The organism is Streptomyces sp. NPDC016562, assembly GCF_043076955.1.
Lineage (GTDB): Bacteria > Actinomycetota > Actinomycetes > Streptomycetales > Streptomycetaceae > Streptomyces.
This window is the reverse complement of record NZ_JBIBRZ010000003.1, coordinates 197,023-221,680: the sequence shown is the minus strand read 5'-3', so window position 1 is coordinate 221,680 and position 24,658 is coordinate 197,023. Positions and strand designations below refer to the sequence as shown.

General features: G+C 72.1%; 21 protein-coding genes. 15 read left to right on the top strand and 6 right to left on the bottom strand.

Going from position 1 to position 24,658, the window contains the following annotated elements; genetic code table 11:
* Window positions 1-61 precede the first annotated feature (61 nt).
* Complete coding sequence (locus ACF059_RS16165; protein ID WP_392057134.1) at window positions 62-1,006, top strand: hypothetical protein; 945 nt, start codon at window positions 62-64, stop codon at window positions 1,004-1,006.
* 26 nt (window positions 1,007-1,032) lie between these two features.
* On the opposite strand, the gene ACF059_RS16160 is transcribed toward ACF059_RS16165, so the two are convergent.
* The 3 genes from ACF059_RS16160 to speB all read right to left on the bottom strand — a co-directional run bounded on the left by ACF059_RS16160 (window position 1,033) and on the right by speB (window position 4,397).
* Window positions 1,033-1,641 (bottom strand): hypothetical protein, encoded by a 609-nt coding sequence (locus ACF059_RS16160; protein ID WP_392057132.1) that lies wholly within the window; start codon window positions 1,639-1,641, stop codon window positions 1,033-1,035.
* Between the two features lie 93 nt (window positions 1,642-1,734).
* The gene (locus tag ACF059_RS16155; protein ID WP_392057129.1) at window positions 1,735-3,429 is read right to left on the bottom strand and encodes a thiamine pyrophosphate-binding protein; all 1,695 of its coding nucleotides are present in this window, start codon (window positions 3,427-3,429) and stop codon (window positions 1,735-1,737) included.
* Window positions 3,430-3,434: 5 nt separating this feature from the next.
* Window positions 3,435-4,397: an agmatinase gene (speB, locus tag ACF059_RS16150; RefSeq protein WP_360897986.1), complete on the bottom strand. Its 963-nt coding sequence runs from the start codon at window positions 4,395-4,397 to the stop codon at window positions 3,435-3,437.
* Window positions 4,398-4,512: 115 nt separating this feature from the next.
* Between speB and ACF059_RS16145 the strand changes: the two genes are divergently transcribed.
* Window positions 4,513-6,027, top strand: coding sequence for a PucR family transcriptional regulator (locus tag ACF059_RS16145; RefSeq protein WP_392057126.1), 1,515 nt, complete (start codon window positions 4,513-4,515; stop codon window positions 6,025-6,027).
* A 45-nt stretch (window positions 6,028-6,072) separates the two neighbouring features.
* Here the strand turns inward: ACF059_RS16145 and ACF059_RS16140 are convergent, their stop codons facing one another.
* On the bottom strand, window positions 6,073-6,840 hold the full coding sequence (locus tag ACF059_RS16140; RefSeq protein WP_392057123.1) for an alpha/beta fold hydrolase: 768 nt from the start codon (window positions 6,838-6,840) through the stop codon (window positions 6,073-6,075).
* A gap of 203 nt (window positions 6,841-7,043) precedes the next feature.
* Here ACF059_RS16140 and ACF059_RS16135 point away from each other — a divergent pair, with 203 nt between their 5' ends.
* From ACF059_RS16135 to ACF059_RS16125, 3 genes are all read left to right on the top strand, one after another.
* Window positions 7,044-8,201, top strand: coding sequence for an acyl-CoA dehydrogenase family protein (locus ACF059_RS16135; RefSeq protein WP_366867048.1), 1,158 nt, complete (start codon window positions 7,044-7,046; stop codon window positions 8,199-8,201).
* Between the two features lie 27 nt (window positions 8,202-8,228).
* On the top strand, window positions 8,229-9,107 hold the full coding sequence (gene tesB, locus ACF059_RS16130) for an acyl-CoA thioesterase II (RefSeq protein WP_366867049.1): 879 nt from the start codon (window positions 8,229-8,231) through the stop codon (window positions 9,105-9,107).
* 61 nt (window positions 9,108-9,168) lie between these two features.
* Window positions 9,169-9,621 (top strand): hypothetical protein, encoded by a 453-nt coding sequence (locus ACF059_RS16125; protein ID WP_392057120.1) that lies wholly within the window; start codon window positions 9,169-9,171, stop codon window positions 9,619-9,621.
* 25 nt (window positions 9,622-9,646) lie between these two features.
* Here ACF059_RS16125 and ACF059_RS16120 read toward each other — a convergent pair whose 3' ends face one another.
* Together ACF059_RS16120 and ACF059_RS16115 are read right to left on the bottom strand one after the other, a co-directional pair.
* Entirely contained in the window at window positions 9,647-10,474 is an 828-nt protein-coding gene (locus ACF059_RS16120; RefSeq protein WP_392057117.1) for a phosphatase, read from the bottom strand.
* Window positions 10,475-10,569: 95 nt separating this feature from the next.
* A complete protein-coding gene (locus ACF059_RS16115; protein ID WP_361942212.1) occupies window positions 10,570-11,142 on the bottom strand; it encodes a TetR/AcrR family transcriptional regulator in 573 nt (190 codons plus the stop codon).
* 112 nt (window positions 11,143-11,254) lie between these two features.
* On the opposite strand from ACF059_RS16115, the gene ACF059_RS16110 reads away from it, so the two are divergent.
* The 10 genes from ACF059_RS16110 to ACF059_RS16065 all read left to right on the top strand — a co-directional run bounded on the left by ACF059_RS16110 (window position 11,255) and on the right by ACF059_RS16065 (window position 24,511).
* A complete protein-coding gene (locus tag ACF059_RS16110; protein ID WP_360897999.1) occupies window positions 11,255-12,871 on the top strand; it encodes a carboxyl transferase domain-containing protein in 1,617 nt (538 codons plus the stop codon).
* Between the two features lie 16 nt (window positions 12,872-12,887).
* On the top strand, window positions 12,888-14,972 hold the full coding sequence (locus ACF059_RS16105) for an acetyl/propionyl/methylcrotonyl-CoA carboxylase subunit alpha (protein ID WP_392057114.1): 2,085 nt from the start codon (window positions 12,888-12,890) through the stop codon (window positions 14,970-14,972).
* An 11-nt stretch (window positions 14,973-14,983) separates the two neighbouring features.
* Window positions 14,984-15,901, top strand: coding sequence for a hydroxymethylglutaryl-CoA lyase (locus ACF059_RS16100; protein ID WP_366867110.1), 918 nt, complete (start codon window positions 14,984-14,986; stop codon window positions 15,899-15,901).
* 8 nt (window positions 15,902-15,909) lie between these two features.
* Entirely contained in the window at window positions 15,910-17,070 is a 1,161-nt protein-coding gene (locus ACF059_RS16095; protein WP_360898003.1) for an acyl-CoA dehydrogenase family protein, read from the top strand.
* 165 nt (window positions 17,071-17,235) lie between these two features.
* The gene (locus ACF059_RS16090; protein ID WP_392057112.1) at window positions 17,236-18,273 is read left to right on the top strand and encodes an ABC transporter substrate-binding protein; all 1,038 of its coding nucleotides are present in this window, start codon (window positions 17,236-17,238) and stop codon (window positions 18,271-18,273) included.
* Window positions 18,274-18,329: 56 nt separating this feature from the next.
* On the top strand, window positions 18,330-19,250 hold the full coding sequence (locus ACF059_RS16085; RefSeq protein ID WP_392057109.1) for a siderophore-interacting protein: 921 nt from the start codon (window positions 18,330-18,332) through the stop codon (window positions 19,248-19,250).
* Between the two features lie 144 nt (window positions 19,251-19,394).
* On the top strand, window positions 19,395-20,891 hold the full coding sequence (locus tag ACF059_RS16080) for a pyridoxal phosphate-dependent decarboxylase family protein (protein WP_392057105.1): 1,497 nt from the start codon (window positions 19,395-19,397) through the stop codon (window positions 20,889-20,891).
* The gene (locus tag ACF059_RS16075; protein WP_392057102.1) at window positions 20,875-22,167 is read left to right on the top strand and encodes a lysine N(6)-hydroxylase/L-ornithine N(5)-oxygenase family protein; all 1,293 of its coding nucleotides are present in this window, start codon (window positions 20,875-20,877) and stop codon (window positions 22,165-22,167) included. Before ACF059_RS16080 ends, ACF059_RS16075 begins: the two co-directional genes overlap by 17 nt.
* Window positions 22,164-22,733 carry a GNAT family N-acetyltransferase gene (locus ACF059_RS16070; protein ID WP_392057099.1) on the top strand — a complete coding sequence of 190 codons (570 nt, stop codon included), beginning with the start codon at window positions 22,164-22,166 and terminating at the stop codon, window positions 22,731-22,733. Before ACF059_RS16075 ends, ACF059_RS16070 begins: the two co-directional genes overlap by 4 nt.
* Window positions 22,730-24,511, top strand: coding sequence for an IucA/IucC family protein (locus tag ACF059_RS16065; RefSeq protein WP_392057094.1), 1,782 nt, complete (start codon window positions 22,730-22,732; stop codon window positions 24,509-24,511). Before ACF059_RS16070 ends, ACF059_RS16065 begins: the two co-directional genes overlap by 4 nt.
* The last annotated feature ends 147 nt before the right edge of the window (window positions 24,512-24,658 follow it).

The window sequence follows — 24,658 nt, the reverse complement described above, 5'->3', positions numbered from 1 at the left end:
GGTTCAGCCGGGCGCGCCGCCCCGGGTGCGGGCCCGGGGGGCGGGGGACAGACTGGGCGGCATGTCGGAGCCGCAGGAGCAGCCCCCGCCCGGACCACGGGCGCCTGCCGCGCACACCGCGGGCCCGTCGAGGGCGTTCCTGGAGAAGGTGACGTACATCGCGGCGCCGGGGACCATCGCCCTCGGCCTCCTCTACTACTTCGGCAGCACCTACACCGAGGCGTACTACGCCACCTTCGGCGTGCCGACGGCCGACTTGCAGCTCTCCGTCCAGGCCTATCTGGTCCGCAGCCCCGGCGCGATCTTCTTCCCGCTGTGGTTCCTGCTGTGCTGCGGGCTGGTCACGCTGCTGGCACTGGGGTGGGCGGGGCGGTGGCTGGCCCGGTCCGGGCACCGGGACCGGCGCGAGACGGTGGCCGCCTGGCTGCTCGCGGCCGGGCTCTTCCTGGTGCTGCTGGGCTTCCCGGTCTTCTTCTGGGAGGACCGGCTGCCGCGGCTCCCCCGGGGCTGGCTGCGCGAGTTCGCGCCCTGTCTCGCGGTGGCCCTGGGCGCCACGCTGGCGTTCGCCGCCGTACAGCTGCGCCTGGGCGACGGCCTGGACGGCCAGCGGGCCCCGGACCGGCAGAACCGTACGGCCGACCGGCTGTGGCTGGCGGCCGGGGCCCTGCTCCTGGGGGTGCTGACGATGAGCCTGTTCTTCGGGATGGCGCGCTACGTGGACGCGGCGGGCCGCACCGACGCCAGGAACTACGCCTGGGAGGGCTACGTCTCCAGCCCGAGGGTGGTCCTCTACTCCCGGGTGCCCGTGATCCACCACGCCCCGGGCATCCACGTCGAGGACCTGGGCCCGGCCAGGGGCCCGTACCGCTACCAGTACACGGGCTTCCGCCTCTTCGCGAAGGCGGCGGCCCGTCTCTACCTCGTCTCCTACCTGCCGGGGCAGCGGGAGCGCACGCTGGTGGTCCTGCCCGACGACGGGACCGTCAGGATGGAACTCCGGGCGTGACGGGCGTCGGCGTTCGGTGAGGGCCGTCAGCCTTCGGTCGGGAGCGGTTCGATGTCGGTGTAGGTCTCCTCGGGGGTCGGCGAGGGCGATGCGGACTCCGGGGTGACCTCCTCGCTGGGGGTGGCCGCGCCCACTGCCTCACTTGCCTCACCGGTGATGCCGACGGTCACGACCTTGCCGTCGGAGGTCGTCGCGGTCAGCTCACCGCTGTAGGAGCCGGCCTCCGTGGCGATGTGCCGGACCCTGATCCGGCAGGTGCCCCCCGGTGGCAGCGCGACGCCCGTACAGGTGTCCTCGATGACGGAGGTCTCGCCGCTGGTGGTGGAGGCCGCGACGTTCTGGACGGTGGCGGTCTCGCCCTGCGGGTTGGTCACGGTGAGGTCCGCGCTGGCCGGCTGGCCCACCGGCGCGGTCGGCACGTTGAGCCCCGCCGTGGATTCGTCGGTCCCCTGGCCCAGGAACACCGACGCCGAGGAGTCGGGGGTGTCCTCCTGCACCTCGGAGGTGGGCGGCGGCGTGGGCTGCCCGCTCGCGTTGCCCGACCCTCCGTCCCCGTCTCCGCCCCCGCACCCCGCGGCCGCGGCCAGCACGCCCGCCACCACCGTTGCCACAAGACCGCGGACGACTGCGCGCATCACGGCACCACCACCTCTGCTCGGGTCCGGTCCGCCGGCCAACGTCGCACACCGCGGCGCCCGGCCCCGGTCTCCCGGCCCGGTGACACAGCGTCATCCCCCGAAGGGGGGCTCCTCCTGGGCCAGGTGCGTCGGGGCGAACATCCTGAGGGTGGCCGTGAGGACCAGGACCGAGGGCCCGGGGGTGGTGAGGGACTTCTTGAGGTCGTCCTTCAGGGTGTCCGGGGTGGTGGTGGCCGCCGGGACGCCGAAGGACTGCGCCAGGGCGACGAAGTCGGGCCCGGGCAGGTCCGTTCCGGTCGTACAGCCGTACTCGCGCAGGATGCCGTAGCCGCCGTCGTCCACGATCAGCCAGGTGACGTCCAGGTCGTGCTGCTCCGCCGTGGCCAGCTCCGCGATCGAGTACATCGCGCCGCCGTCGCCCGAGACGGCGAGGACCGGGGTGCCCGGCTCGGCGACGGCCGCGCCGAGGGCCGCCGGGAAGGCGTAGCCGAGGCCTCCCGCGCCCTGCGCCGAGTGCATGGTGTTGGGGTGCTTGGGGTCGAAGGCGGACCAGGCCCAGTAGGACAGGATCGTCATGTCCCAGAAGGACGGGGAGCGCGGGGGCAGGGCCGCGCGGACCGAGGCCAGGAGGGCCTGCTCCAGGGTGAGGTCCTGCGCCGCCAGACGGGCCGCGATGTCGGCCAGTACGAGGCGCACGCGCTCGGGGGCGCCGGGGTCCTCGCGCTCGGAGACCGTCTCCAGCAGGGCCTGGAGGGCCAGGCGGGCGTCCGCGTGGATGCCGAGCGCAGGGTGGTTGGACTCCAGCTTGCCGAGGTCGGCCTCGATCTGGACGACCCGGCCGGTCGGGAAGAACGTGTGGTAGTTCGAGGAGAGTTCACCGAGGCCGGAGCCGACGACCAGCAGGACGTCGGCGTCCTCCAGGAAGTCCGTCATGTGGCGGTCCTCCAGCCAGGACTGGAGGGACAGCGGGTGCGTCCAGGGGAAGGCGCCCTTGCCGCCGAAGGTGGTGACCACCGGGGCGTTGAGGCGTTCGGCCAGCTGCCTGAGCTTGCCCGCCGCGTCGGAGCGGATGACTCCGCCGCCCGCGACGATCACCGGGCGCGAGGCCCGCGACAGCCAGTGGGCCGCCACCGCCGTCAGCTCGGGGCGCGGCGCCAGCTCGTGCGGGGTCGCGTCCATGCCCGTGACCTGGGGAATCAGGGTCTCGGCGCGCAGGACGTCCTCGGGGATCTCCACCCACACCGGGCCGTGCGGAGCGGTGAGCGCCGACTCCCACGCCTCGGCGATCACCGACGGGATCTGCGAGGGGGTGCGGGCCTGGTGGACGGACTTCACCACGTCCCGGAAGGACGCCGACTGCTCCCGCAGCTCGTGCAGGTGGCCGCGCCGGCCGCCGCCCAGGCCGGGCGTCGGCACCTGCGAGGAGATCGCCAGGACCGGGGCGGAGGCGGCCGCGGCCTCGGCCAGGGCCGGCAGGGCCGTCAGCGCGCCCGGGCCGGTGGACAGCAGGAGCGGGACGGCCTCGCCCGTGAGGCGGCCGTACGCGTCCGCCGCGAAGGCCGCGTTGTTCTCCACCCGGAGGGTGACCAGGCGCAGGTCGCTGCGCCCGACCGCGTCGAAGAGGCCGAGCGCGTGCTGCCCCGGCAGTCCGAAGACGGTGGCCGCGCCGAGCGAACGCAGCGTCTCCACGACCAGGTCCCCGCCCGTGCGGCCCGGCGGCGGCGCGAGGGCGGCGGCCGTCTGGGCCTCGGTGGGACGGAGAACCAGGTCGTGGTCGTGCGTCACGTGTCCTACTTGCCCTTCGACTGCGCGATCTGACGGCTCATGATCGTGGTGAGCTCGTACGCGGTGTGCGAGGCCGCGACGGAGGTGATCTCCGCGTGATCGTACGCCGGGGCCACCTCGACCACGTCGGCGGAGACGAGGTTGCAGGAGGAGAGGCCGCGGATGATCTCCAGCAGCTCGCGGGAGGTCATGCCGCCCGCCTCCGGGGTGCCGGTGCCGGGCGCGTGCGCCGGGTCCAGTACGTCGATGTCGATCGAGATGTAGAGCGGACGGTCGCCGATGCGCTGGCGCAGCTGGTCGGCGACCTCGTCGGCGCCGCGCCGGTAGACGTCCGCCGAGGTGACGATGCCGAAGCCCATCTTGGCGTCGTCGTCGAGGTCCTGCTTGCCGTACAGCGGGCCGCGGGTGCCGACGTGCGACAACGCCTCGGTGTCGAGGATGCCCTCCTCCACCGCCCGGCGGAACGGCGTGCCGTGGGTGTACTCGGCGCCGAAGTAGGTGTCCCAGGTGTCCAGGTGGGCGTCGAAGTGCAGGAGCGCGACCGGGCCGTGCTTCTTGGCGACGGAGCGCAGCAGCGGCAGGGCGATGGTGTGGTCGCCGCCGAGGGTCATCAGGCGGGAGCCGGCGTTCAGCAGCTCGTCCGCGGCCGCCTCGACCGTCTCGACGGCCTCGTTGATGTTGAAGGGGTTCACGGCGATGTCGCCGGCGTCGGCGACCTGCGCGAGGGCGAAGGGGGAGGCGTCCTGCGCCGGGTTGTACGGGCGCAGCAGGCGGGAGGCCTCGCGGATCGCGTTGCCGCCGAAGCGGGCGCCGGGGCGGTAGGAGACACCGGAGTCGAAGGGCACGCCGACGACGGCGACGTCCGCCGTGCCGACCTCGTCCAGGCGGGGCAGCCGGGCGAAGGTCGCGGGGCCCGCGTAGCGCGGGATGCGGGAGGAGTCGACGGGGCCGCGCGGCTGCGTGCTCATGGGGGGTGCCCTTCTGTGGTCCTACGGGTGCGGTCCTTCGAGCGTAAGCGGCAACCCCGGGGGCGCGAAGTGTACGGTTCATCCATCAGCAGCCGCCGCTATGTACGGAGCATCCATGCAGCCGCCTGCGGGTGACGCGGACCGGATGGGCGCGCGGCCCACTCCCCCCACCGAGCCGGTGCGGCTCTCCGCCCTGCTCGGCCCGGACGATCTGGGTCTGCGGCTGCTCGCGGGCCCGGCCGGCATCGGGGACGTCGACGTCCACGGGGTGCACGCGTCGGAGATGGCGGACCCGTCCCCCTACCTGCTGGGCGGCGAGCTGCTGCTGACGGCGGGCGCGGGCCTCGCGGGGACGGAGCCCGGAGAGAGCGGCGAGGCCGAGGAGTACGTACGGCGGCTGGTGCGGGCCGGGGTGGCCGGGCTCGGCTTCGGGGTGACGCCCGTGCACGAGGTCGTACCGCGGGCCCTCGTCGAAGCCTGCGACCGGCACGGGCTGCCCCTGCTGGAGGTCCCGCCGCGCACCCCGTTCACGGCGGTCGCCCGCGCGGTCTGGCGGCTGATGGCGCAGGCCCGTACGCGCGAGCTGCGCCGGGTCACCGAGGCCCAGCAGTCCCTGGCCGCCGCCGCGGCCCGGCCCGAGCCGGTCCCGGCCGTCCTGTCCCGTCTCGCGGCGAGCCTGGGCGGCCATGTCGCGCTCTGGCCCGACGGCCGCGCGGCGGGGAGCCCGCCCCCGCCGGAGGCGGAACGCGCCCTGCGCGCGCTGCTGGCCCGCGCCGGTCAGGCGGGCGGCCCGGCGACGGCGACCGACGAGGCCGACGGCTGGCACCTGGCCGCCTACGCCTTGGGCCGTCACACGCCTGCGGCAGCCGCCGTACCGGAGCCGTCCCCGGGCGGCGGCGCCCCCGCCGGGACCTGGTCCGGGCCGGGTCCCGCGGCGGCGCTCGGCACCGCCACCCCCGGCCGGGCGCCGGGCGACCACACCATCGCCTCGGTCGCCGCCGTCCTGCTGGCGCTGCTCACCGCGGACCGCCCGTCGGGGGAGGGCACCGCGGCCCTGACCCGGCTGCTCCTGGGCGGTTCCCCGGCCGAGGCGCTGGCCCCGGGACCCTGGTACGCGGTCCACGCGCGCGGCGGCGGCGATGCGCGGGCCCTCGCGGCCGCGCTGGGCACCGTACTGCTCGACGTGCGGGGGCAGGACGTACGCCTGCTCACCGCGCGGGAGCCCGCACCCCAGCCGGGCTGGCGGCTGGGGGTCAGCGCGGCGGCCCCGCCCGAGGCACTGGCGGCCGCCGACGCGCAGGCCCGGCGGGCCCTGGAGCGGGCGGAGGCGGCCCGCACCCCGCTCGCCCGGCACGCGGACCCCGGCTTCGCGGGGCTGGTCGGCGAGGCCGAGGCCCGCGCCCACGCCGAGGCCCTGCTGGCCCCGCTGAGCCCCGCGCTGCGCGCCACCCTGCGCTCCTGGCTCGCCCACCACGGCAGCTGGGACCGCAGCGCCGCCGCGCTCGGCGTGCACCGCAACACGGTCCGCCAGCGCATCGCCCGCTGCACGGCCCTGCTGGGGCGCGACCTGGACGACCCGGACACCCGGATGGAGCTGTGGTTCGCCCTGCGCTACGAGGCGGGCGTCTGAGCGGGCCGGGTGTACGGCGACCGGCCGGCGCGGGGTCCCCGGACCTCAGCGCGCCGCCCGGCGGATCGCCGCCACCGTCGGGACGGGGTCATGGGTGAGGAAGTCCAGGACGATCGCGTTGACGAGCGCGGACTTCTCCTGGGTGAGGAAGTGCGAGGTGCCGGGCACCACGGCCAGTTCGGCGTGCGGCAGTGCCTCGTACATCTCCACCACGTGGCCCATGGTGACGAGGTCGTCGTCGGAGAACATCACGAGCGCGCGCTGGGTCACGGCGGCCAGGTCGGAGGCCTGCAGGTTCGGCTCCTTGGCCGCCATCTCGCCGATCTTCGCTGCCACCACCCTGAAGTGGTCGATGCCGTCCGGGGAGACCTCGCCGTACGCCGGTCCGAGGAACTGGAAGATCTGCTCGACGTCCCATTCCATGTCGGGCACGGCCTCGCCCGCCTTGTTGAAGCCGCCGCTGATCATCACCAGCCGCTTGACGAGCTCCGGGCGCCGCATCGCCACCAGCATGGCCACGACCGCCCCGTCGCTGTGGCCCACCAGGTCGGCGGGGCCGCCCACCACCGTCTCCAGGAAGGCGATCGTGTCGTCGGCCATGAGCTGGTAGGTGATCGGACCCGGTACGTCCGGGGTGTGGCCGTGGCCGCGGCGCTCGGGCGTGTAGACGTGGAAGTGCTCGGTTAGCGGGCCGAGGTTCGGCGCGAAGAAGCGGGCGTCCACCAGACCGCCGTGCATCAGCACCAGCGGGTCGCCCGCGCCGTGCTCCTCGTACCAGGTCTTCACATCGCCGAGCTGGACGTACGTACCCATCGTGATCTCCCCTGCCGGCCGCGTCGTCTTGATCGCCTCTTGTGACGGTAGACCGCTGGTCACGGCGAAACTCATCGGCGCGCGCCGGGTCGGAGCGGGGGTGGCGTACGGCACTCTGGACAGCGAGGACAACTCGCCGGTAACTTAATCTGAGCAAGCGCTTAGATAAGGCGGCGGACTGCCGCGACCGAAGGGAGCCGGCCGTGCGCCGTACGGTGTTCAACGAGGACCACGAGGCGTTCCGCGAGACCATTCGCGCCTTCATCGAGGCCGAGGTCGTCCCGGTCTACGACGAGTGGTTCGCCGCCGGTCAGGCACCTCGCGACTTCTACTACAAGCTCGGCGAGCTGGGCATCTTCGGGATCAACGTCCCCGAGGAGTTCGGCGGCGCGGGCCTGGACACGCACAAGTTCGAGGCCGTCCTCTACGAGGAGACCTCGCGCGCGGGCGTGAACTTCGGCGGCTCCGGCGTGCACGTGCTGCTCGCCCTGCCCTACATCAAGATGCTGGCGAGCGACGAGCAGAAGAAGCGCTTCCTGCCGAAGTTCGTCTCCGGCGAGGAGATGTGGGCCCTCGCGATGACCGAGCCGGGCACCGGTTCCGACGTCGCGGGCATGAAGACCACCGCGAAGCTCTCCGAGGACGGCACCCACTACGTCCTCAACGGCGCCAAGACCTTCATCACCGGTGGCGTGCACGCCGACCGCGTGATCGTCTGCGCCCGCACCTCCGCCCCGCGCGAGGACGACCGCCGCTTCGGCATCTCCCTCTTCGCCGTGGACACCAAGTCCGAGGGCTACTCCATCGGCCGCAAGCTGGACAAGCTGGGCCTGCGCACCTCCGACACCGCCGAGCTGGCGTTCGTCGACGTGAAGGTGCCGGTCGAGGACCTGCTCGGCGAGGAGAACAAGGGCTTCTACTACCTCGGCGCCAACCTGCCGTCCGAGCGCTGGGGCATCGCGTTCGGCGCGTACGCGCAGTCCAAGGCCGCGATCCGGTTCGCCCAGCAGTACGTCACGGAGCGCACCGTCTTCGGCAAGCCGGTCGCGCACTTCCAGAACACCAAGTTCGAGCTGGCCGCCTGCCAGGCCGAGGTCGACGCCGCCGAGGCCGTCGCCGACCGCGCCCTGGAGGCCCTGGACGCCGGTGAGCTGACGGCGGCCGAGGCCGCGTCCGCGAAGCTGTTCTGCACCGAGGTCGCGCACCGCGTGATCGACAAGTGCCTCCAGCTGCACGGCGGTTACGGCTACATGAACGAGTACCCGATCGCCCGCCTGTACGCCGACAACCGCGTGAACCGCATCTACGGCGGCACCAGCGAGGTCATGAAGTCCATCATCGCCAAGTCCATGGGCCTGTAAGGAAATCCGGGCCCTTACCCTTCCCCCATGAACGAGGCACTGACGTCGCTCCTCGATCTGCTCGACCTGGAGCAGATCGAGGAGAACATCTTCCGCGGTACCAGCCGCCCTTCGCTGGTACCGCGCGTGTTCGGCGGTCAGGTCGCGGCCCAGGCGCTGGTCGCGGCCGGCCGGACCGTCCCCGCGGACCGCACCGCGCACTCGCTGCACTCGTACTTCCTGCGCACCGGGGACACGAGCGCGCCCATCGTCTACTCGGTGGACCGGATCCGCGACGGGCGCTCCTTCACCACCCGCCGGGTCGTCGCCGTCCAGCACGGCCAGCCGATCTTCCACCTCTCGGCGTCGTTCCAGACGTACGAGGACGGCCTCGACCACCAGGTCGCCATGCCGCCGGCCCCGGACCCGGAGTCCCTGCCCACCGCGGCCGAGTCCCTGCCCGCGTACCGGGAGATCTTCCGCGACCCGGGCACGGTGGAGCGGCTGATCGAGACGCGCGAGGCGGTGGACCTGCGGTACGCGACGACCCCGCCCTGGGGCAGCGTCGGCGAGCCGCTGGAGCCCCACAGCCAGGTGTGGTTCCGCACGGCCGGCAAGCTGGACAGCGCGGACCCGCTGCTGCACACCTGCCTGGCCACCTACGTCTCCGACATGACCCTGCTGGACTCGGTCCTGCTCGCGCACGGCCGCGGCGGCTGGGCGGTGGGCGACGTGGTCGGCGCCTCGCTGGACCACGCGATGTGGTTCCACCGCCCCTTCCGCGCCGACGAATGGCTCCTGTACGACCAGGAGTCCCCCTCGGCCCACGGCGGCCGCGGCCTGGGCCAGGCCCGCATCTACACCCAGGACGGCCAACTGGCGATCACGGTCATCCAGGAGGGCGTCGTCCGCGTCCCCCGCGCGTGACCGGCTCCGCCGCCGAGGGGAAGGCCCTGCGGACCCTCCCCGGTACGAGAGGGAGCGCTCCGTGAACGTCCGCCCCCGGCAGTTCCTCTGGTGGTTCCTGGTCGCGGCGGGGCTCTTCGTGGCCGTGCTGGCCGCCTTGCGGGTGGACCTCGGCGGGGACCGCGAGGCCTCCCTCGCGGTCACCGATGTGCAGGGGAGCTGGCAGGGCTCGGACGGCGGTCGTCTGACGGTTCGGGCCGACGGGTCCGCAGAGCTGGAACGGGTGACGCGGCCCGGGCCGGACTGCGGCCAGTCCACCGGAGCGGCAGGCCGGACCTACACCGGGCCGGCGACCTGGGTATTTGACACCTACCCCGACGAGGAGCCGGGGATCAGGTTCGACTTCCGGGGACCCGACAGCGGTAAGTCGTGCAAGATCTACCTCGTGGTCTTCGCCGGCGAGTACGGCAGAAAGGGGTTCCTGCCCCACAACGCTGACGTATGGTACGTGCGCTCGGCCGAGCCGGAGGGCTGACCGGAGCGGCCAGCGCCCCGCCGGGCTACGCGTCGCCGAGGCCCGCCGCTGCGAGGACGTAGGCCACCATCGGGTCGTAGTGACGGGGGTCGCGGACGTGGTCGTCCAGGGGGATCGCGACCTGGAGGGTGCCTTCGGCCTCCGCGAGGAAGAGGGCCGGGTCGTTGCAGTCGGCGTAGCCGACCGCGTCCAGGCCGCGCTGGGCCGCGCAGCCCGCCCAGCCGTGGTCGGCGACGACCAGGTCCGGCTGCGGGCGGCCCGCCGCCGTCAGGCCGTCGAGGATCGCGGCCATCGGCTCCGGTGAGTGGGTGTGCCACAGGGTCGCGCCCCGCTCCAGCACCGCGACGTCCGCGAACTGCCACACCGAGCCCTCGTCCGCGACCAGGCCCTGCGGGATGACGACGATCTCGCAGCCCGCGGCGCGCAGGGCCGCGGCCGTGGCCCGGTGGACGTCCAGGAGGCCGCCCGGGTGCCCGGTGGCGAACAGCACGCTCTGCCGGTCCAGCGCGGCCTTGCGCAGCCGCGCCGCCAGCCGGTCCAGGCCGGCCACGGTCAGCTCGGGGTCGATGGTGTCCTGGCCGTGCCGGAAGCCGGGGTCGTCCACGACCCCGCACCGCTCCGCCATCACCGCGAGCACGTCCTGCTCGTCCGCCCAGCGGTCGCCCAGCTCCAGGCCGAGCCAGTAGTGCCGGTCGCCGTTGGCGAGCTTGCGGTAGTGGCTGAGGTTGTTCTCGCGCGGGGTCGCGACCTGCCCCGCGATCCGCGTGCGGACCAGATGGTCGATGAGTTCGGCGCGGCTCGGCGTTCCCACGGGCTGGTCGGGCGTCTCTATCGGCTTCGGCATACGGGCCATTCTGCCGCCGCCGGGGCGGAGGCGGCGCGTCCATTCCGATCACCGGGCGATCGGCGGGCGACCGGCGGGCGCATGAGCGAACCCCCGCGCGCCCCCTACAGCGCGCCGAAGGCCCCGTGCGCGATGCGCCGCAGCAGCGACTCCGTCGCCTCCCGGCCCAGCGCGGCCAGGTGCGGGGTCGAGTTGAGCAGGCCGAACACCGCGTGCACGCAGACGCGTACCTCGGCCTCGCCGACCTCGGGGTGCAGTTCCCGTACGACGGTCACCCACAGCTCGACGTACTGGCGCTGGAGCTGGCGCACCAGCTTGCGGTCCTCCTCCCGCAGCCGGTCGAGCTCCCGGTCGTGCAGGGTGATCAGCGCCCGGTCGTCGAGCGCGAAGTCGATGTGCCCGTCGATGAGGGAGGACAGCACCCGCGCCGGGTCGCCCGCCGCCTGCGCCACCCGGTGGCGGCCGCCGGTCAGCAGCCGCTCGCTGATGCCGACGAGCAGCTCGGCGAGCATCGCGTCCTTGCCCGCGAAGTGCCGGTACAGGCCGGGGCCGCTGATGCCCACCGCGGCCCCTATCTCGTCGACGCCGACCCCGTGGAATCCACGCGCGGCGAACAGGCGAGCGGCCTCACTGAGGATCTGCTCGCGACGGGTCGGGGCGGCCGCTCTGGTGCTCATGGGAAACCATTCTAGACAGGGCCGTTAGCGGTCGTTAACCTAGGCCTCAGACACGTTAACGCTCATTAACAACGTGTACCGAGCAAGTGGAACGAGCAAGGGAGCTCGACCGATGCAGCAGGCACCAGTGCTGACGAGCGCCGCGGACCCGGCGTCCGAGGCCTGGCGGACCAACGAGGCCGCCCACCGCGCGCTGACCGAGGGGCTGCGGGCCCGGCTCGACGCGGCCCGGCTCGGCGGCGGCGAGAAGGCCCGCGCCCGCCACACCGCGCGCGGGAAGCTCCTCCCGCGCGACCGCGTCGACACTCTCCTCGACCCCGGATCCCCCTTCCTGGAGCTGGCCCCGCTGGCCGCCGAGGGCATGTACGGGGGCGCGGCGCCCGCCGCCGGGGTCATCGCGGGCATCGGCCGGGTCAGCGGCCGCGAGTGCGTGATCGTCGCGAACGACGCCACCGTCAAGGGCGGCACGTACTACCCGATGACCGTCAAGAAGCACCTGCGCGCCCAGGAGGTGGCCCTGGAGAACCGTCTCCCCTGCCTCTACCTGGTCGACTCGGGCGGCGCCTTCCTGCCCATGCAGGACGAGGTCTTCCCCGACCGGGAGCACTTCGGCCGCATCTTCTACAACCAGGCGCGCATGTCGGGGGCCGGCATCCCGCAGATCGCCGCCGTCCTCGGCTCCTGCACGGCGGGCGGTGCGTACGTACCGGCCATGAGCGACGAGGCCGTCATCGTCCGCGGCCAGGGCACGATCTTCCTCGGCGGCCCGCCGCTGGTGAAGGCGGCCACCGGCGAGGTCGTCACGGCCGAGGAGCTGGGCGGCGGCGAGGTCCACTCCCGGGTCTCCGGCGTCACCGACCACCTCGCGGAGGACGACGCGCACGCGCTGCGGATCGTACGGAACATCGTGGCGACCCTCCCGGACCGCGGGCCCCTGCCCTGGTCGGTCGAGGCTCCCGAGGAGCCCAAGGTGGACCCGCAGGGGCTGTACGGCGCGGTCCCCGTCGACTCCCGCACCCCGTACGACGCCCGCGAGGTCATCGCGCGGATCGTGGACGGGTCCCGCTTCCAGGAGTTCAAGTCGGAGTTCGGGCAGACGCTGGTCACCGGCTTCGCCCGGATCCACGGGCACCCGGTCGGGATCATCGCCAACAACGGCATCCTGTTCTCCGAATCGGCCCAGAAGGGCGCGCACTTCATCGAGCTGTGCGACCAGCGCGGGATCCCGCTGCTCTTCCTCCAGAACATCTCGGGCTTCATGGTCGGCCGTGACTACGAGGCCGGCGGCATCGCCAAGCACGGCGCGAAGATGGTGACGGCCGTGGCCTGCGCCCGGGTGCCGAAGCTGACCGTGGTGGTCGGCGGCTCGTACGGCGCGGGCAACTACTCAATGTGCGGGCGGGCGTACTCGCCCCGCTTCCTGTGGATGTGGCCGAACGCCAAGATCTCCGTGATGGGCGGCGAGCAGGCCGCCTCGGTCCTGGCGACGGTCAAGCGCGACCAGATCGAGGGCGCGGGCCAGGAGTGGCCCGCCGAGGACGAGGAGGCCTTCAAGGCCCCGGTCCGCGCGCAGTACGAGGAGCAGGGCAACGCCTACTACGCCACCGCGAGGCTGTGGGACGACGGGGTCATCGACCCGATGGAAACCCGGCAGGTGCTGGGACTGGCCCTGACCGCGTGCGCGAACGCCCCTCTGGGCGACTCGGGCTTCGGCATCTTCCGTATGTGACGTGAGGACCTCACTGATGTTCAGCACTGTTCTGGTCGCGAACCGGGGCGAGATCGCGGTACGCGTCATCCGCACGCTGCGGGAGCTGGGAGTCCGCTCCGTGGCGGTCTTCAGCGACGCGGACGCGGACGCGCGCCATGTCCGGGAGGCCGACACGGCCGTCCGGATCGGGCCGGCCGCGGCCGCAGAGAGCTACCTGTCGGTGGAGCGGCTGCTGGATGCCGCCAAGCGGACGGGCGCCGAGGCGATCCACCCGGGCTACGGCTTCCTCGCGGAGAACGCGGCCTTCGCACAGGCCTGCACGGACGCCGGACTGGCCTTCATCGGGCCGCCCGCCTCCGCCATCTCCCTGATGGGCGACAAGATCCGGGCCAAGGAGACGGTGCGCGCCGCCGGCGTCCCGGTCGTGCCGGGCTCCTCGGGCAGCGGCCTGTCGGACGCGGAACTCGTCGCGGCGGCCGCGGAGATCGGCATGCCGGTGCTGCTGAAGCCCTCCGCGGGCGGCGGCGGCAAGGGCATGCGACTGGTGCGCGACGAGGCGGTGCTGGCCGAGGAGATCGCGGCGGCCCGGCGCGAGGCGCGGTCCTCCTTCGGTGACGACACCCTGCTGGTCGAGCGGTGGGTGGACCGGCCGCGGCACATCGAGATCCAGGTGCTGGCCGACTCCTTCGGGAACGTGATCCACCTGGGCGAGCGGGAGTGCTCGCTCCAGCGCCGCCACCAGAAGGTCATCGAGGAGGCGCCGTCGGTCCTGCTCGACGAGGAGACCCGTGCCGCGATGGGCGCGGCGGCGGTCGAGGCGGCCCGCTCCTGCGGGTACGTCGGCGCGGGCACGGTGGAGTTCATCGTCCCGGGCAAGGACCCCTCCTCCTACTACTTCATGGAGATGAACACCCGCCTCCAGGTCGAGCACCCGGTGACGGAGCTGATCACGGGCCTGGACCTGGTGGAGCTCCAGCTGCGGGTCGCCTCCGGCGAGGCGCTGCCGGTCACGCAGGAGGACGTCCGGCTGACCGGGCACGCGATCGAGGCCCGCGTCTGCGCGGAGGACCCGGCGCGCGGCTTCCTGCCGTCGGGCGGTACGGTCCTGGCCCTGTCCGAGCCCTCGGGCGGCGCGGTCCGCACGGACTCGGGCCTGACGGCGGGCGTGCCGGTGGGGTCGACGTACGACCCGATGCTGTCGAAGGTGATCGCGTACGGTCCCGACCGGGCCAGTGCCCTGCGGTTGCTGCGGGGGGCGCTGGCCGACACGGTGATCCTGGGCGTCCAGACCAACGCCGGTTTCCTGCGGAGGCTGCTGGCCCACCCGGACGTCGTCTCCGGCGACCTGGACACGGGCCTGGTCGAGCGCGACCTCTCCGGGCTGCTCCCGGACGGCGTACCGGCCGAGGTGTACGCGGCGGCCGCGCTGCTGTCTGTCCCCCACCCCGGTCCTCAAACGCCGGACGGGCTGAAGTCGTGGGTCGACCCCTTCGACGCCCCCACCGGCTGGCGCCTCGGCGGCACGCCCGCCTGGACGGTGCACCACTTCCGCCTCCCGGGCCAGGACCCGGTGACGGTCCGCACCCGGCGGTCCGGCACCGACACCGAGCTCGCACTTCCAGCCTCGCCTGGGGGTCCCCCCGGACGGAGTCTGGGGGAGATTGAGGCGCCGGGGTCCGGGGGCGGCGCCCCCGGCGCACCGGCCCGCGGCCGGATCATCACCCGCACGCCGGACACCGTCACCATCGAACTCGACGGCGTCACCCACCGATTCAGCCACGCCACCTCCCCGGAGGGGACCTGGCTCGGGCGCGACGCCGACAGCTGGCACGTGCAGGCGTACGACCCCGTCGCCGCGAACCTCAGCGGCGCGGGCCGGACCGGCGCCGACACCCTGGCCGCCCCCATGCCCGGCACCGTCACCGTCGTCAAGGTGGCCGTCGGGGACAAGGTCGCGGCCGGGCAGAGCCTGCTCGTCGTCGAGGCCATGAAGATGGAGCACGTCATCTCCGCCCCGCACGCCGGCACCGTCACCGAGCTCGACGTGACCCCCGGCGCCACCGTCGCCATGGACCAGGTCCTGGCCGTCGTCACCGCGGACGAGGAGGAGGGCGCGTGAACCGGCTGCCCATGAACGTCCCGGCCCCCGGGCTCCCGGCCCGGGTCCGCATCCACGAGGTCGGCGCCCGCGACGGCCTGCAGAACGAGAAGACGGCCGTGCCCACCGAGGTGAAGGCGGAGTTCGTCCACCGTCTCGCCGCCGCCGGGCTCACCACCATCGAGGCGACCAGCTTCGTGCACCCGAAGTGGGTGCCCCAACTGGCCGACGCGGAGCAGCTGTTCCCGCTGCTCGCCGACGTGGAGGCCGCGCTGCCCGTCCTGGTCCCCAACGAGCGGGGGCTCGACCGCGCGCTCGCCCTGGGAGCCACCCGCATCGCGGTGTTCGGTTCGGCCACCGAGACCTTCGCCTCCCGCAACCTCAACCGCACCGTCGCCGAGTCCCTCGCCATGTTCGAGCCGGTCGTGGCCCGGGCCCGGCAGGAGAAGGCACACGTCCGGGGTTATCTGTCGATGTGCTTCGGCGACCCCTGGGAGGGGCCGGTCCCGGTCCACCAGGTCGTGCGGGTCGCCAAGGCCCTGCTCGACCTCGGCTGTGACGAGCTGAGCCTCGGGGACACCATCGGCGTCGCCACCCCGGGCCACGTCCAGGCCCTGCTCACCGCGCTGAACGAGGCCGGGGTCACGACCGACCGCATCGGCGTGCACTTCCACGACACCTACGGCCAGGCCCTCTCCAACACCCTCGCCGCCCTCCAGCACGGCGTGAGCACCGTCGACGCCTCCGCCGGCGGCCTCGGTGGCTGCCCGTACGCCAAGAGCGCCACCGGCAACCTCGCCACCGAGGACCTGGTGTGGATGCTCGACGGCCTCGGCATCGACACCGGGGTCGACCTGGCCGCCCTCACCGCCACGAGCGTGTGGATGGCCGAACGGCTGGGGCGCCCCAGCCCCTCCCGTACCGTCCGCGCCCTCTCCCACAAGGAGTAACGAAGACCATGTCCCTCGACCACCGGCTCACCCCCGAGCACGAAGAACTCCGCCGTACCGTCGAGGCATTCGCGCACGACGTGGTCGCGCCGAAGATCGGCGACCTGTACGAACGGCACGAGTTCCCCTACGAGATCGTCGCCGAGATGGGCCGCATGGGCCTGTTCGGCCTGCCCTTCCCCGAGGAGTACGGCGGCATGGGCGGCGACTACCTCGCCCTCGGCATCGCCCTGGAGGAGCTGGCCCGCGTCGACTCCTCGGTCGCCATCACCCTGGAGGCCGGCGTCTCCCTCGGCGCCATGCCCCTGTACCTCTTCGGCTCCGAGGAGCAGAAGCGGCAGTGGCTGCCGAAGATGTGCTCCGGCGAGATCCTCGGCGCCTTCGGTCTGACCGAGCCGGGCGCCGGCTCCGACGCCGGCGGCACCCGCACCACGGCCGTCCGCGAGGGCGACCAGTGGGTGATCAACGGCTCCAAGTGCTTCATCACCAACTCCGGTACGGACATCACCGGTCTGGTCACGGTCACCGCCGTGACGGGCCGCAAGGCCGACGGCCGCCCGGAGATCTCCTCGATCATCGTCCCGTCCGGCACCCCCGGCTTCACGGTCGCCGCCCCCTACTCCAAGGTCGGCTGGAACGCCTCGGACACCCGTGAGCTGTCCTTCCAGGACGTACGGGTCCCCTTGGCCAACCTGGTGGGCGAAGAGGGCCGCGGCTACGCCCAGTTCCTGCGGATCCTCGACGAGGGCCGGATCGCCATCTCCGCGCTCGCGACCGGTCTGGCGCAGGGCTGCGTGGACGAGTCGGTCAAGTACGCCAAGGAGCGCCACGCCTTCGGCAAGGCGATCGGCGACAACCAGGCGATCCAGTTCAAGCTGGCCGACATGGAGATGCGCGCCCACATGGCCCGCATCGGCTGGCGCGACGCGGCCTCGCGGCTGGTGGCCGGTGAGCCCTTCAAGAAGGAGGCGGCGATCGCGAAGCTGTACTCCTCGACGGTCGCCGTCGACAACGCCCGCGAGGCGACGCAGATCCACGGCGGCTACGGGTTCATGAACGAGTACCCGGTGGCCCGCATGTGGCGCGACTCCAAGATCCTGGAGATCGGCGAGGGCACCAGCGAGGTCCAGCGCATGCTGATCGCCCGCGAGCTGGGCTTCACCGCGTAGCCGCGTCCGCGCCGCGGCGTCTCGTGCCGAGTGCCGTGCCGTGCCGTGCCGGAGGGGGCCCTCAAGGAAACTTAGGGCCCCCTTACCCATCCAGGGGAAGGTTAGGCTAACCTTCCCTCCGAACGGCCGAGTGGCCGCCCGGCACGCACGAAAACGGACACCGACATGCCCAAGTCCCGCACCTCCTCCTTCACCCGCCGCGGATTCATCGCGGCCGGCGGCGCCCTCGGCCTCGTCGCGGCGCTCGCCGCCTGCGGTGGCACCGACTCGGCGAAGGGGGACGGCGGCAAGGACAACGGCGCCGCGGCCTCGGGCCCCTGGACCTTCAAGGACGACCTCGGCAAGGAGGTCAGCCTGAAGTCCAAGCCGAAGAACATCGTCGCCTTCACCGGCACCGCGGCCGCCCTGTACGACTACGGCATCCCGGTCAAGGGCGTCTTCGGCCCGACCAGGACCGCCGACGGCAAGGCCGACGTCCAGGCCGGATCGATGGACATCTCCAAGGTCGAGATCCTCGGCAACGTCTACGACGAGTTCAACGTCGAGAAGTACGCCGCCCTCCAGCCCGAGCTGCTCGTCACCAACACCTGGGACGGCAGCTACTGGTACGTGCCCGCGGCCTCCAAGGACAAGATCCTGAAGCTGGCCCCGGCCGCCGCGATCTCCGTGGGCGGCGACGCCACCCTCGACAAGGCCCTGGAGCGCACCGCGGAGCTCGCCAAGTCCCTGGGCGCGGACATGAACGCCAAGACCACCGTCGACGCCAAGGCCCGCTTCGAGGCCGCCGCCGCGAAGGTGCGCGAGGCCACCAAGGCCAACCCGGGCGTCAAGGTCCTCGTCGGCTCCGGCTCCGCCGACCTGTTCTACGTCTCCACCCCGGAGACCTCGGCCGACCTGAAGTACTTCAAGTCGCTCGGCGTCGAGTTCGTCACCCCGGAGAAGCTGGACGAGGGCGGCTTCTTCGAGAGCCTCAGCTGGGAGAACGCCGGCAAGTACAAGGCCGACGTCGTCCTGCTCGACAACCGCACCGGCACCCTGCAGCCGGAGGACCTGAAGGCTAAGGCCACCTGGGCCGAGCTCCCGGCGGTCAAGGCCGGCCAGATCACCCCGCGCGTCACCGAGCCGATCTTCTCCTACGACAAGTGCGCCCAGATCCTGGAGAACCTCGCGAAGGCCCTCCAGAGCGCCAAGAAGGTCAGCTGACGCTCCGACCGCCGCGCACGGCCCGCGCCGCACCGACCTCCAGGGGGACCCTCCGCATGACCGCCACCGCGTCCGACGCCGCCGCGCCCACCGCGCACTTCCGGTTCTTCGCGCTCGACGTGCTCCGCACCCGCCGGCTCGGCCGCTCGTTCCTGCGGGTCACGTTCGGTGGTGAGTCCCTCGCGGACTTCCGCTCGGGCGGCTTCGACCAGAGCCTGTCGCTCTTCCTGCCACCCGCCGGCCAGGAGCACACCCGGCTCCCGTCCACGGACGAGGACACCTGGTTCGCCGCCTGGCGCGCGATGCCGGACGAGGAGCGCCCCGTGATGCGCTCCTACACGGTGCGCGAGCAACGCCGTACGCCCGAGGGGACGGACGAGGTCGACGTCGACTTCGTCCTCCACGGGGACGCGTCCCCGGCCTCCCGCTGGGCGGGCCGGGCGGTCACCGGCCGCCGGATCCTGGCGATCGGCCCCGCCGTCGCGCGGAACAAGTCCGTACGGTTCCAGCCGCCGCCCGCCACCGACGCGGTCTGGATGTACGCGGACGAGACCGCCCTGCCGGCCGCGGCCGCGATCCTGGAGGCACTGCCCGCCGGGACCCCGGTCCGGGCCTGGTTCGAGGTCCCGCACGAGGACGACCGGCTCGCCCTGACGACGCCCGCCGACGCGGACATCACCTGGATCGTCCGCCCGGGTACGGGCGCGGGCGCTGGCGGCGGCCGGGACCGCGCCGAGCAGGTGCTGGGCGCGCTGCGCACGGCCGCCCCGCCCGCGGCCGAAGCCCCGTACGCCTGGCTGGCGGGCGAGGCGGGCACCGTACGGGCGGTGCGCCGCCACTTCGTGCAGGAACGGGGCGTCGACCGCCGCGCGGTGCGCTTCACGGGGTACTGGCGGCTCGGCGCGAGTGAGGAACAGCTCCTCGCCGAGGCGTACGCGGGTCAGGCTCCCAGTGAGGACCCGGCCTCCGACTTGTAGTCAACTTCCTTTCCTGGAGGGGCATTTGTGAGATGGGCCCCGGCATGATGCCGGGGCCCATCTCTGTTTTGCAGTGCAATTAGGTTAGGCTAACCTAACTGCATCACCCCCCACCCGCCGCTTCCCCTGCCCGGAGGAATGTTGATGCGCTCGCATCTGCTGAACGAGACGACCGCGGACCTCTACCGGCGTTCCGTCACCGAGGGAGTCGAACGCGTCGCCGCCCGGCTCGCGACCACGCAGCGACCCCACACCGGGATCTCCGTCGACGAACTCTCCCCGGTCATCGACGCCATCGACCTGGACCGGCCGCTCCACGACGCGGCCGCCGCCCTGGACGAGCTGGAGGACGTCTACCTGCGCGACGCGGTCTACTTCCACCACCCGCGCTACCTGGGGCACCTCAACTGCCCGGTGGTCATCCCCGCGGTGCTCGGCGAAGCGGTCCTGTCGGCCGTCAACTCCTCCCTCGACACCTGGGACCAGTCCATCGGCGGCACGCTGATCGAGCGCCGCCTCATCGACTGGACCGCCGAGCGCATCGGCCTGGGCCCGGCCGCGGACGGCGTCTTCACCTCCGGGGGCAGCCAGTCCAACTTCCACGCGCTGCTGCTCGCCCGCGACGAGGCCTGCCGCATCCTGATGCAGCGGGCCCGGAGCGAAGGCCGCGATCTCGCCAAGTCCGAGGTCCTGCCCGCACTGCGCATCTTCACCTCCGAGGCCAGCCACTTCAGCGTGAAGAAGTCGGCCGCCATGCTCGGCCTCGGCTACGAGGCCGTCATCTCCGTCCCGGTCGACCGCAACCGCCGCATGGACACCGCGGTGCTCGCCCTGGAGCTGGAGAACTGCGAGCGCGAGGGCGTCTTCCCGATGGCCGTCGTCGCCACCGCCGGCACCACCGACTTCGGGTCCATCGACCCGCTCCCCGAGATCGCCCGGCTGGCCGCCGAGCACTCCGCGTGGATGCACGTGGACGCCGCGTACGGCTGCGGACTCCTGGTCTCCCCCACCCGCCGGCACCTCCTCGACGGCATCGAGCACGCGGACTCGGTCACGGTCGACTACCACAAGTCCTTCTTCCAGCCGGTCAGCTCCAGCGCGGTGCTGGTCCGCGACCGCGACACCCTGCGGCACGCCACGTACCACGCGGACTACCTCAACCCGCGGCGGATGGCGCAGGAGCGCATCCCCAACCAGGTCGACAAGTCCATCCAGACCACGCGCCGCTTCGACGCGCTCAAGCTCTGGATGACCCTGCGCGTCATGGGCGCCGACGGCATCGGCTCCCTCTTCGACGAGGTCGTCGACCTGGCCGCCGCGGGCTGGGACCTCATCGACGCCGACCCGCGCTTCGAGGTCGTCGTCAAGCCGCAGATCTCCACGCTGGTCTTCCGCTACGTGCCGGCGGCCGACGGCGAGGTCCGCGGCGACCTGGTCGACGAGGCCAACCTGCACGCCCGCAAGGCCCTGTTCGCCTCGGGTGAGGCCGTCGTCGCCGGCACCAAGGTGGACGGGGACCAGTACCTGAAGTTCACCCTGCTCAACCCGCAGACCACGACGGCCGACATCGCGGCCGTCCTCGACCTCCTCGCGTCCCACGCCGAGCAGTACCTGGGAGAATCCCTTGCCCACGCCTCGTGACTTCATCGGAATCGGCCTCGGTCCCTTCAATCTGGGACTCGCCTGCCTGACCGCCCCGATCGACGAGCTCGACGGCCTCTTCATCGAGTCGAAGCCGCACTTCGAGTGGCACGCGGGGATGTTCCTGGACGGCGCCCACCTCCAGACGCCGTTCATGTCGGACCTGGTCACCCTCGCCGACCCCACCTCGCCCTTCTCCTTCCTGAACTACCTGAAGGACAAGGACCGGCTGTACTCCTTCTACATCCGGGAGAACTTCTACCCGCTGCGCGCCGAGTACAACGACTACTGCCGCTGGGCCGCCGACCGGCTCGACAACGTCCTGTACTCCACCTCCGTCACCGAGGTCACCTACGACGAGCGGGCCGGGCTCTACGAGGTCCACACCGACCGGGGCGAGACCCACCTGGCCCGGCGCCTGGTCCTGGGCACCGGCACCCCGCCCTTCGTCCCGGAGGCCTGCGCCGGACTCGGCGGCGACTTCCTGCACAACTCCGTCTACATGCAGCACAAGGCGGAGCTCCAGCGGAAGAAGTCGATCACCCTGGTGGGCTCCGGCCAGAGCGCCGCGGAGATCTACCACGACCTCCTCGCCGAGATCGACGTCCACGGCTACCAGCTCAACTGGGTCACGCGCTCACCGCGGTTCTTCCCGCTGGAGTACACGAAGCTGACGCTGGAGATGACCTCCCCCGAGTACGTGGACTACTTCCACGCCCTCCCCGAGGAGACCCGCTACCGGCTGGAGAGCCAGCAGAAGAACCTCTTCAAGGGCATCGACGGCGAGCTGATCAACGCCATCTTCGACCTGCTCTACCAGAAGAAGATCACCATGCCGGGCCCGGTGCCGACCACCCTGCTGACCAACACCTCGCTGAACAGCGCGGCGTACGACACCACCACCGGCACCTACACCCTGGGGCTGCGCCAGGAGGAGCAGGAGCGGGACTTCTCCCTCGCCTCCGAGGGGCTGGTCCTGGCCACCGGCTACAAGTACCGCGTGCCCGACTTCCTGAACCCCGTCCGCGAGCGCCTCAACTTCGACGGCCACGGCCGCCTCGACGCGGCCCGCAACTACAGCGTCGACACGACCGGCCGCGGGGTCTTCCTCCAGAACGGCACGACGCACAACCACTCCCTGACCTCGCCCGACCTGGGCATGGCCGCGTACCGCAACGCGTACATCATCGGTGAGCTCCTCGGCCGCGAGCACTACAAGGTCGAGAAGTCCATCGCGTTCCAGCAGTTCGCAGTACCGGAAGGCAGCCACGCATGAGCACCCCGCCCGAGACCCTCTACGCCCGCACCGACGCGGCCCTGGGGACCTTCTCCGTCCGCCCCCTGGACCCCTTCGCGGACGCCGAGCTGCTGCACGGCTGGGTCACCCACCCCAAGGCCGCGTTCTGGATGATGCAGGACGCCACGCTGCCCGACGTGGAGCGCGAGTACATGCGCATCGCCGCGGCCGAGCACCACCACGCCTTCATCGGCCTCCACGAGGGCCGCCCGGCCTTCCTGATGGAGAGCTACGACCCGGCCAAGGTCGAACTGGTCGGCCTGTACGAGCCCCGGCCCGGCGACGTCGGCATGCACTTCCTCGTGGCGCCGACCGACACCCCGGTCAGCGGCTTCACCCGCGCGGTGATCACGACGGTGATGTCCTGCCTCTTCGCCGACCCCGCCACCCAGCGGGTCGTGGTCGAACCGGACGTCCGCAACACCGCGGTCCACGCCCTGAACGAGGCGGTCGGCTTCGTCGCCGACGGCCCGGTCCGCAAGCCCGAGAAGGAAGCGCTCCTGAGCTTCTGCACCCGCGCCCAGTTCGAGGCGGCCACGATATGAGCCTGTCCGACGCCGTAGCCCACCTCTCCCCCGAACTGTGGGCCCGGGCGAACCGCGCCCTGGTCCGCAAGGCGCTGGCGGAGTTCTCCCACGAGCGCCTGCTCACCCCCGCGCCGCTCGGCGACGGGCTGTACTCCGTCCTGAGCGACGACGGCGCGGTCGAGTACCGCTTCCGCGCCGAGCTCCACGCCCTGGACCACTGGGCGGTGGACGAGGACTCGATCACCCGCCACCGCGACGGCGAACCGGCCGAGCCGGACGCCCTCGACTTCCACATCGAGTTCCAGCGGACCCTGGGCCTGAGCGACCGGGTGCTGCCCGTCTACCTGGAGGAGATCTCCTCCACCCTGGCCGGCTCCTGCTTCAAGTACACGAAGCCGCAGGTGCCCGCCGCCGTGCTCGCGAAGTCCTCCTTCCAGGACATCGAGACGGGCATGACCGAGGGCCACCCCTGCTTCGTCGCCAACAACGGCCGTCTCGGCTTCGGCGTGCACGAGTACCTCTCGTACGCGCCGGAGACCGCGAGCCCGGTCCACCTGGTGTGGGTGGCGGCCCGCAAGGACGTCTCCACCTTCACGGCGGGCGCGGGGCTGGACCACGACGCGTTCATGCGCGAGGAGCTGGGCGAGACGGCGATCGCCGGGTTCGGGGCGAAGCTGGCGGCTCTGGGCCTGGACCTGGCGGACTACCACCTCTTCCCGGTCCACCCCTGGCAGTGGTGGAACAAGACGACGGTCACCTTCGCCGCCGAGATCGCGGCCCGCCGTCTGGTGCTGCTCGGCGAGGGCGAGGACGCCTACCTCGCCCAGCAGTCGATCCGTACGTTCTTCAACACCACCACCCCCACCAAGCACTACGTCAAGACCGCCATCTCGGTCCTGAACATGGGCTTCATGCGGGGGCTCTCCGCGGCCTACATGGAGGCCACCCCGGCGATCAACGACTGGCTCCACCAGCTGATCGAGGGCGACGAGGTCCTGCGGTCCGTCGACTTCTCGATCATCCGCGAGCGGGCGGCGATCGGCTACCACCACCGCCAGTACGAACGCGCGACGGACCGCTACTCCCCCTACCGCAAGATGCTCGCGGCCCTGTGGCGCGAGTCCCCGGTGGCCTCGCTCCGCGAGGGCGAACGCCTGGCCACGATGGCCTCCCTGCTCCACGTCGACGCGGAGGGCCGGTCCTTCGTGGGCGCGCTCATCGCCGAGTCGGGCCTGACTCCCGAGCAGTGGCTGGCGCCGTACCTGAAGGCCTACCTCCTCCCCCTCCTGCACTGTTTCTACCAGTACGACCTCGCCTACATGCCGCACGGCGAGAACACCATCCTGGTCCTCAAGGACGGCGTCGTGCAGCGGGCGATCTTCAAGGACATCGCCGAGGAGATCGTGGTCATGGACCCCGACGCGGTCCTCCCCCCGGCCGTCGAGCGCGTCAGGGCCGACATCCCGGAGGACATGAAGCTGCTGTCGGTCTTCACGGACGTGTTCGACTGCTTCTTCCGCTTCCTGGGCTCGATCCTGGTCACGGAGGGCATCTGCACCGAGGAGACCTTCTGGAAGGCCGTGGCCGACTGCGCCCACGCCTACCAGGACTCCATGCCGGCCCTCGCCGACCGCTTCCGGCGCTACGACCTCTTCGCCCCCGAGTTCCAGCTGTCCTGCCTCAACCGCCTCCAGCTGCGCAACAACGAGCAAATGGTCGACCTCGCCGACCCGTCGGCAGCCCTCCAACTGATCGGCACCCTCAAGAACCCCGTCGCGCCCTTCGCGCGGCGGTGAACAAGGAGGCGGGCGCGCGCCCGACTACGGTCCCTCGGCCGCGCGCCCGCCTGCCCTTGCACCTCCTCGACCCCTTTGAGGCGAACAGGCTGGCGATACCCTTCGCATGCGCATACGATCGCTGCGATCACAGGAACAACGGGGAGG

What these genes read in the sequence shown, in the direction of transcription:
- tesB (WP_366867049.1), top strand. Translation starts at nt 8,229, where the DNA reads ATGAACGAGGCACTGACGTCGCTCCTCGATCTGCTCGACCTGGAGCAG.
- ACF059_RS16115 (WP_361942212.1), bottom strand. Translation starts at nt 11,142, where the DNA reads ATGAGCACCAGAGCGGCCGCCCCGACCCGTCGCGAGCAGATCCTCAGT.
- ACF059_RS16145 (WP_392057126.1), top strand. Translation starts at nt 4,513, where the DNA reads ATGCAGCCGCCTGCGGGTGACGCGGACCGGATGGGCGCGCGGCCCACT.
- ACF059_RS16095 (WP_360898003.1), top strand. Translation starts at nt 15,910, where the DNA reads ATGTCCCTCGACCACCGGCTCACCCCCGAGCACGAAGAACTCCGCCGT.
- speB (WP_360897986.1), bottom strand. Translation starts at nt 4,397, where the DNA reads ATGAGCACGCAGCCGCGCGGCCCCGTCGACTCCTCCCGCATCCCGCGC.
- ACF059_RS16090 (WP_392057112.1), top strand. Translation starts at nt 17,236, where the DNA reads ATGCCCAAGTCCCGCACCTCCTCCTTCACCCGCCGCGGATTCATCGCG.
- ACF059_RS16110 (WP_360897999.1), top strand. Translation starts at nt 11,255, where the DNA reads ATGCAGCAGGCACCAGTGCTGACGAGCGCCGCGGACCCGGCGTCCGAG.
- ACF059_RS16085 (WP_392057109.1), top strand. Translation starts at nt 18,330, where the DNA reads ATGACCGCCACCGCGTCCGACGCCGCCGCGCCCACCGCGCACTTCCGG.
- ACF059_RS16140 (WP_392057123.1), bottom strand. Translation starts at nt 6,840, where the DNA reads ATGGGTACGTACGTCCAGCTCGGCGATGTGAAGACCTGGTACGAGGAG.
- ACF059_RS16100 (WP_366867110.1), top strand. Translation starts at nt 14,984, where the DNA reads ATGAACGTCCCGGCCCCCGGGCTCCCGGCCCGGGTCCGCATCCACGAG.
- ACF059_RS16165 (WP_392057134.1), top strand. Translation starts at nt 62, where the DNA reads ATGTCGGAGCCGCAGGAGCAGCCCCCGCCCGGACCACGGGCGCCTGCC.
- ACF059_RS16070 (WP_392057099.1), top strand. Translation starts at nt 22,164, where the DNA reads ATGAGCACCCCGCCCGAGACCCTCTACGCCCGCACCGACGCGGCCCTG.
- ACF059_RS16160 (WP_392057132.1), bottom strand. Translation starts at nt 1,641, where the DNA reads ATGCGCGCAGTCGTCCGCGGTCTTGTGGCAACGGTGGTGGCGGGCGTG.
- ACF059_RS16080 (WP_392057105.1), top strand. Translation starts at nt 19,395, where the DNA reads ATGCGCTCGCATCTGCTGAACGAGACGACCGCGGACCTCTACCGGCGT.
- ACF059_RS16105 (WP_392057114.1), top strand. Translation starts at nt 12,888, where the DNA reads ATGTTCAGCACTGTTCTGGTCGCGAACCGGGGCGAGATCGCGGTACGC.
- ACF059_RS16120 (WP_392057117.1), bottom strand. Translation starts at nt 10,474, where the DNA reads ATGGCCCGTATGCCGAAGCCGATAGAGACGCCCGACCAGCCCGTGGGA.
- ACF059_RS16065 (WP_392057094.1), top strand. Translation starts at nt 22,730, where the DNA reads ATGAGCCTGTCCGACGCCGTAGCCCACCTCTCCCCCGAACTGTGGGCC.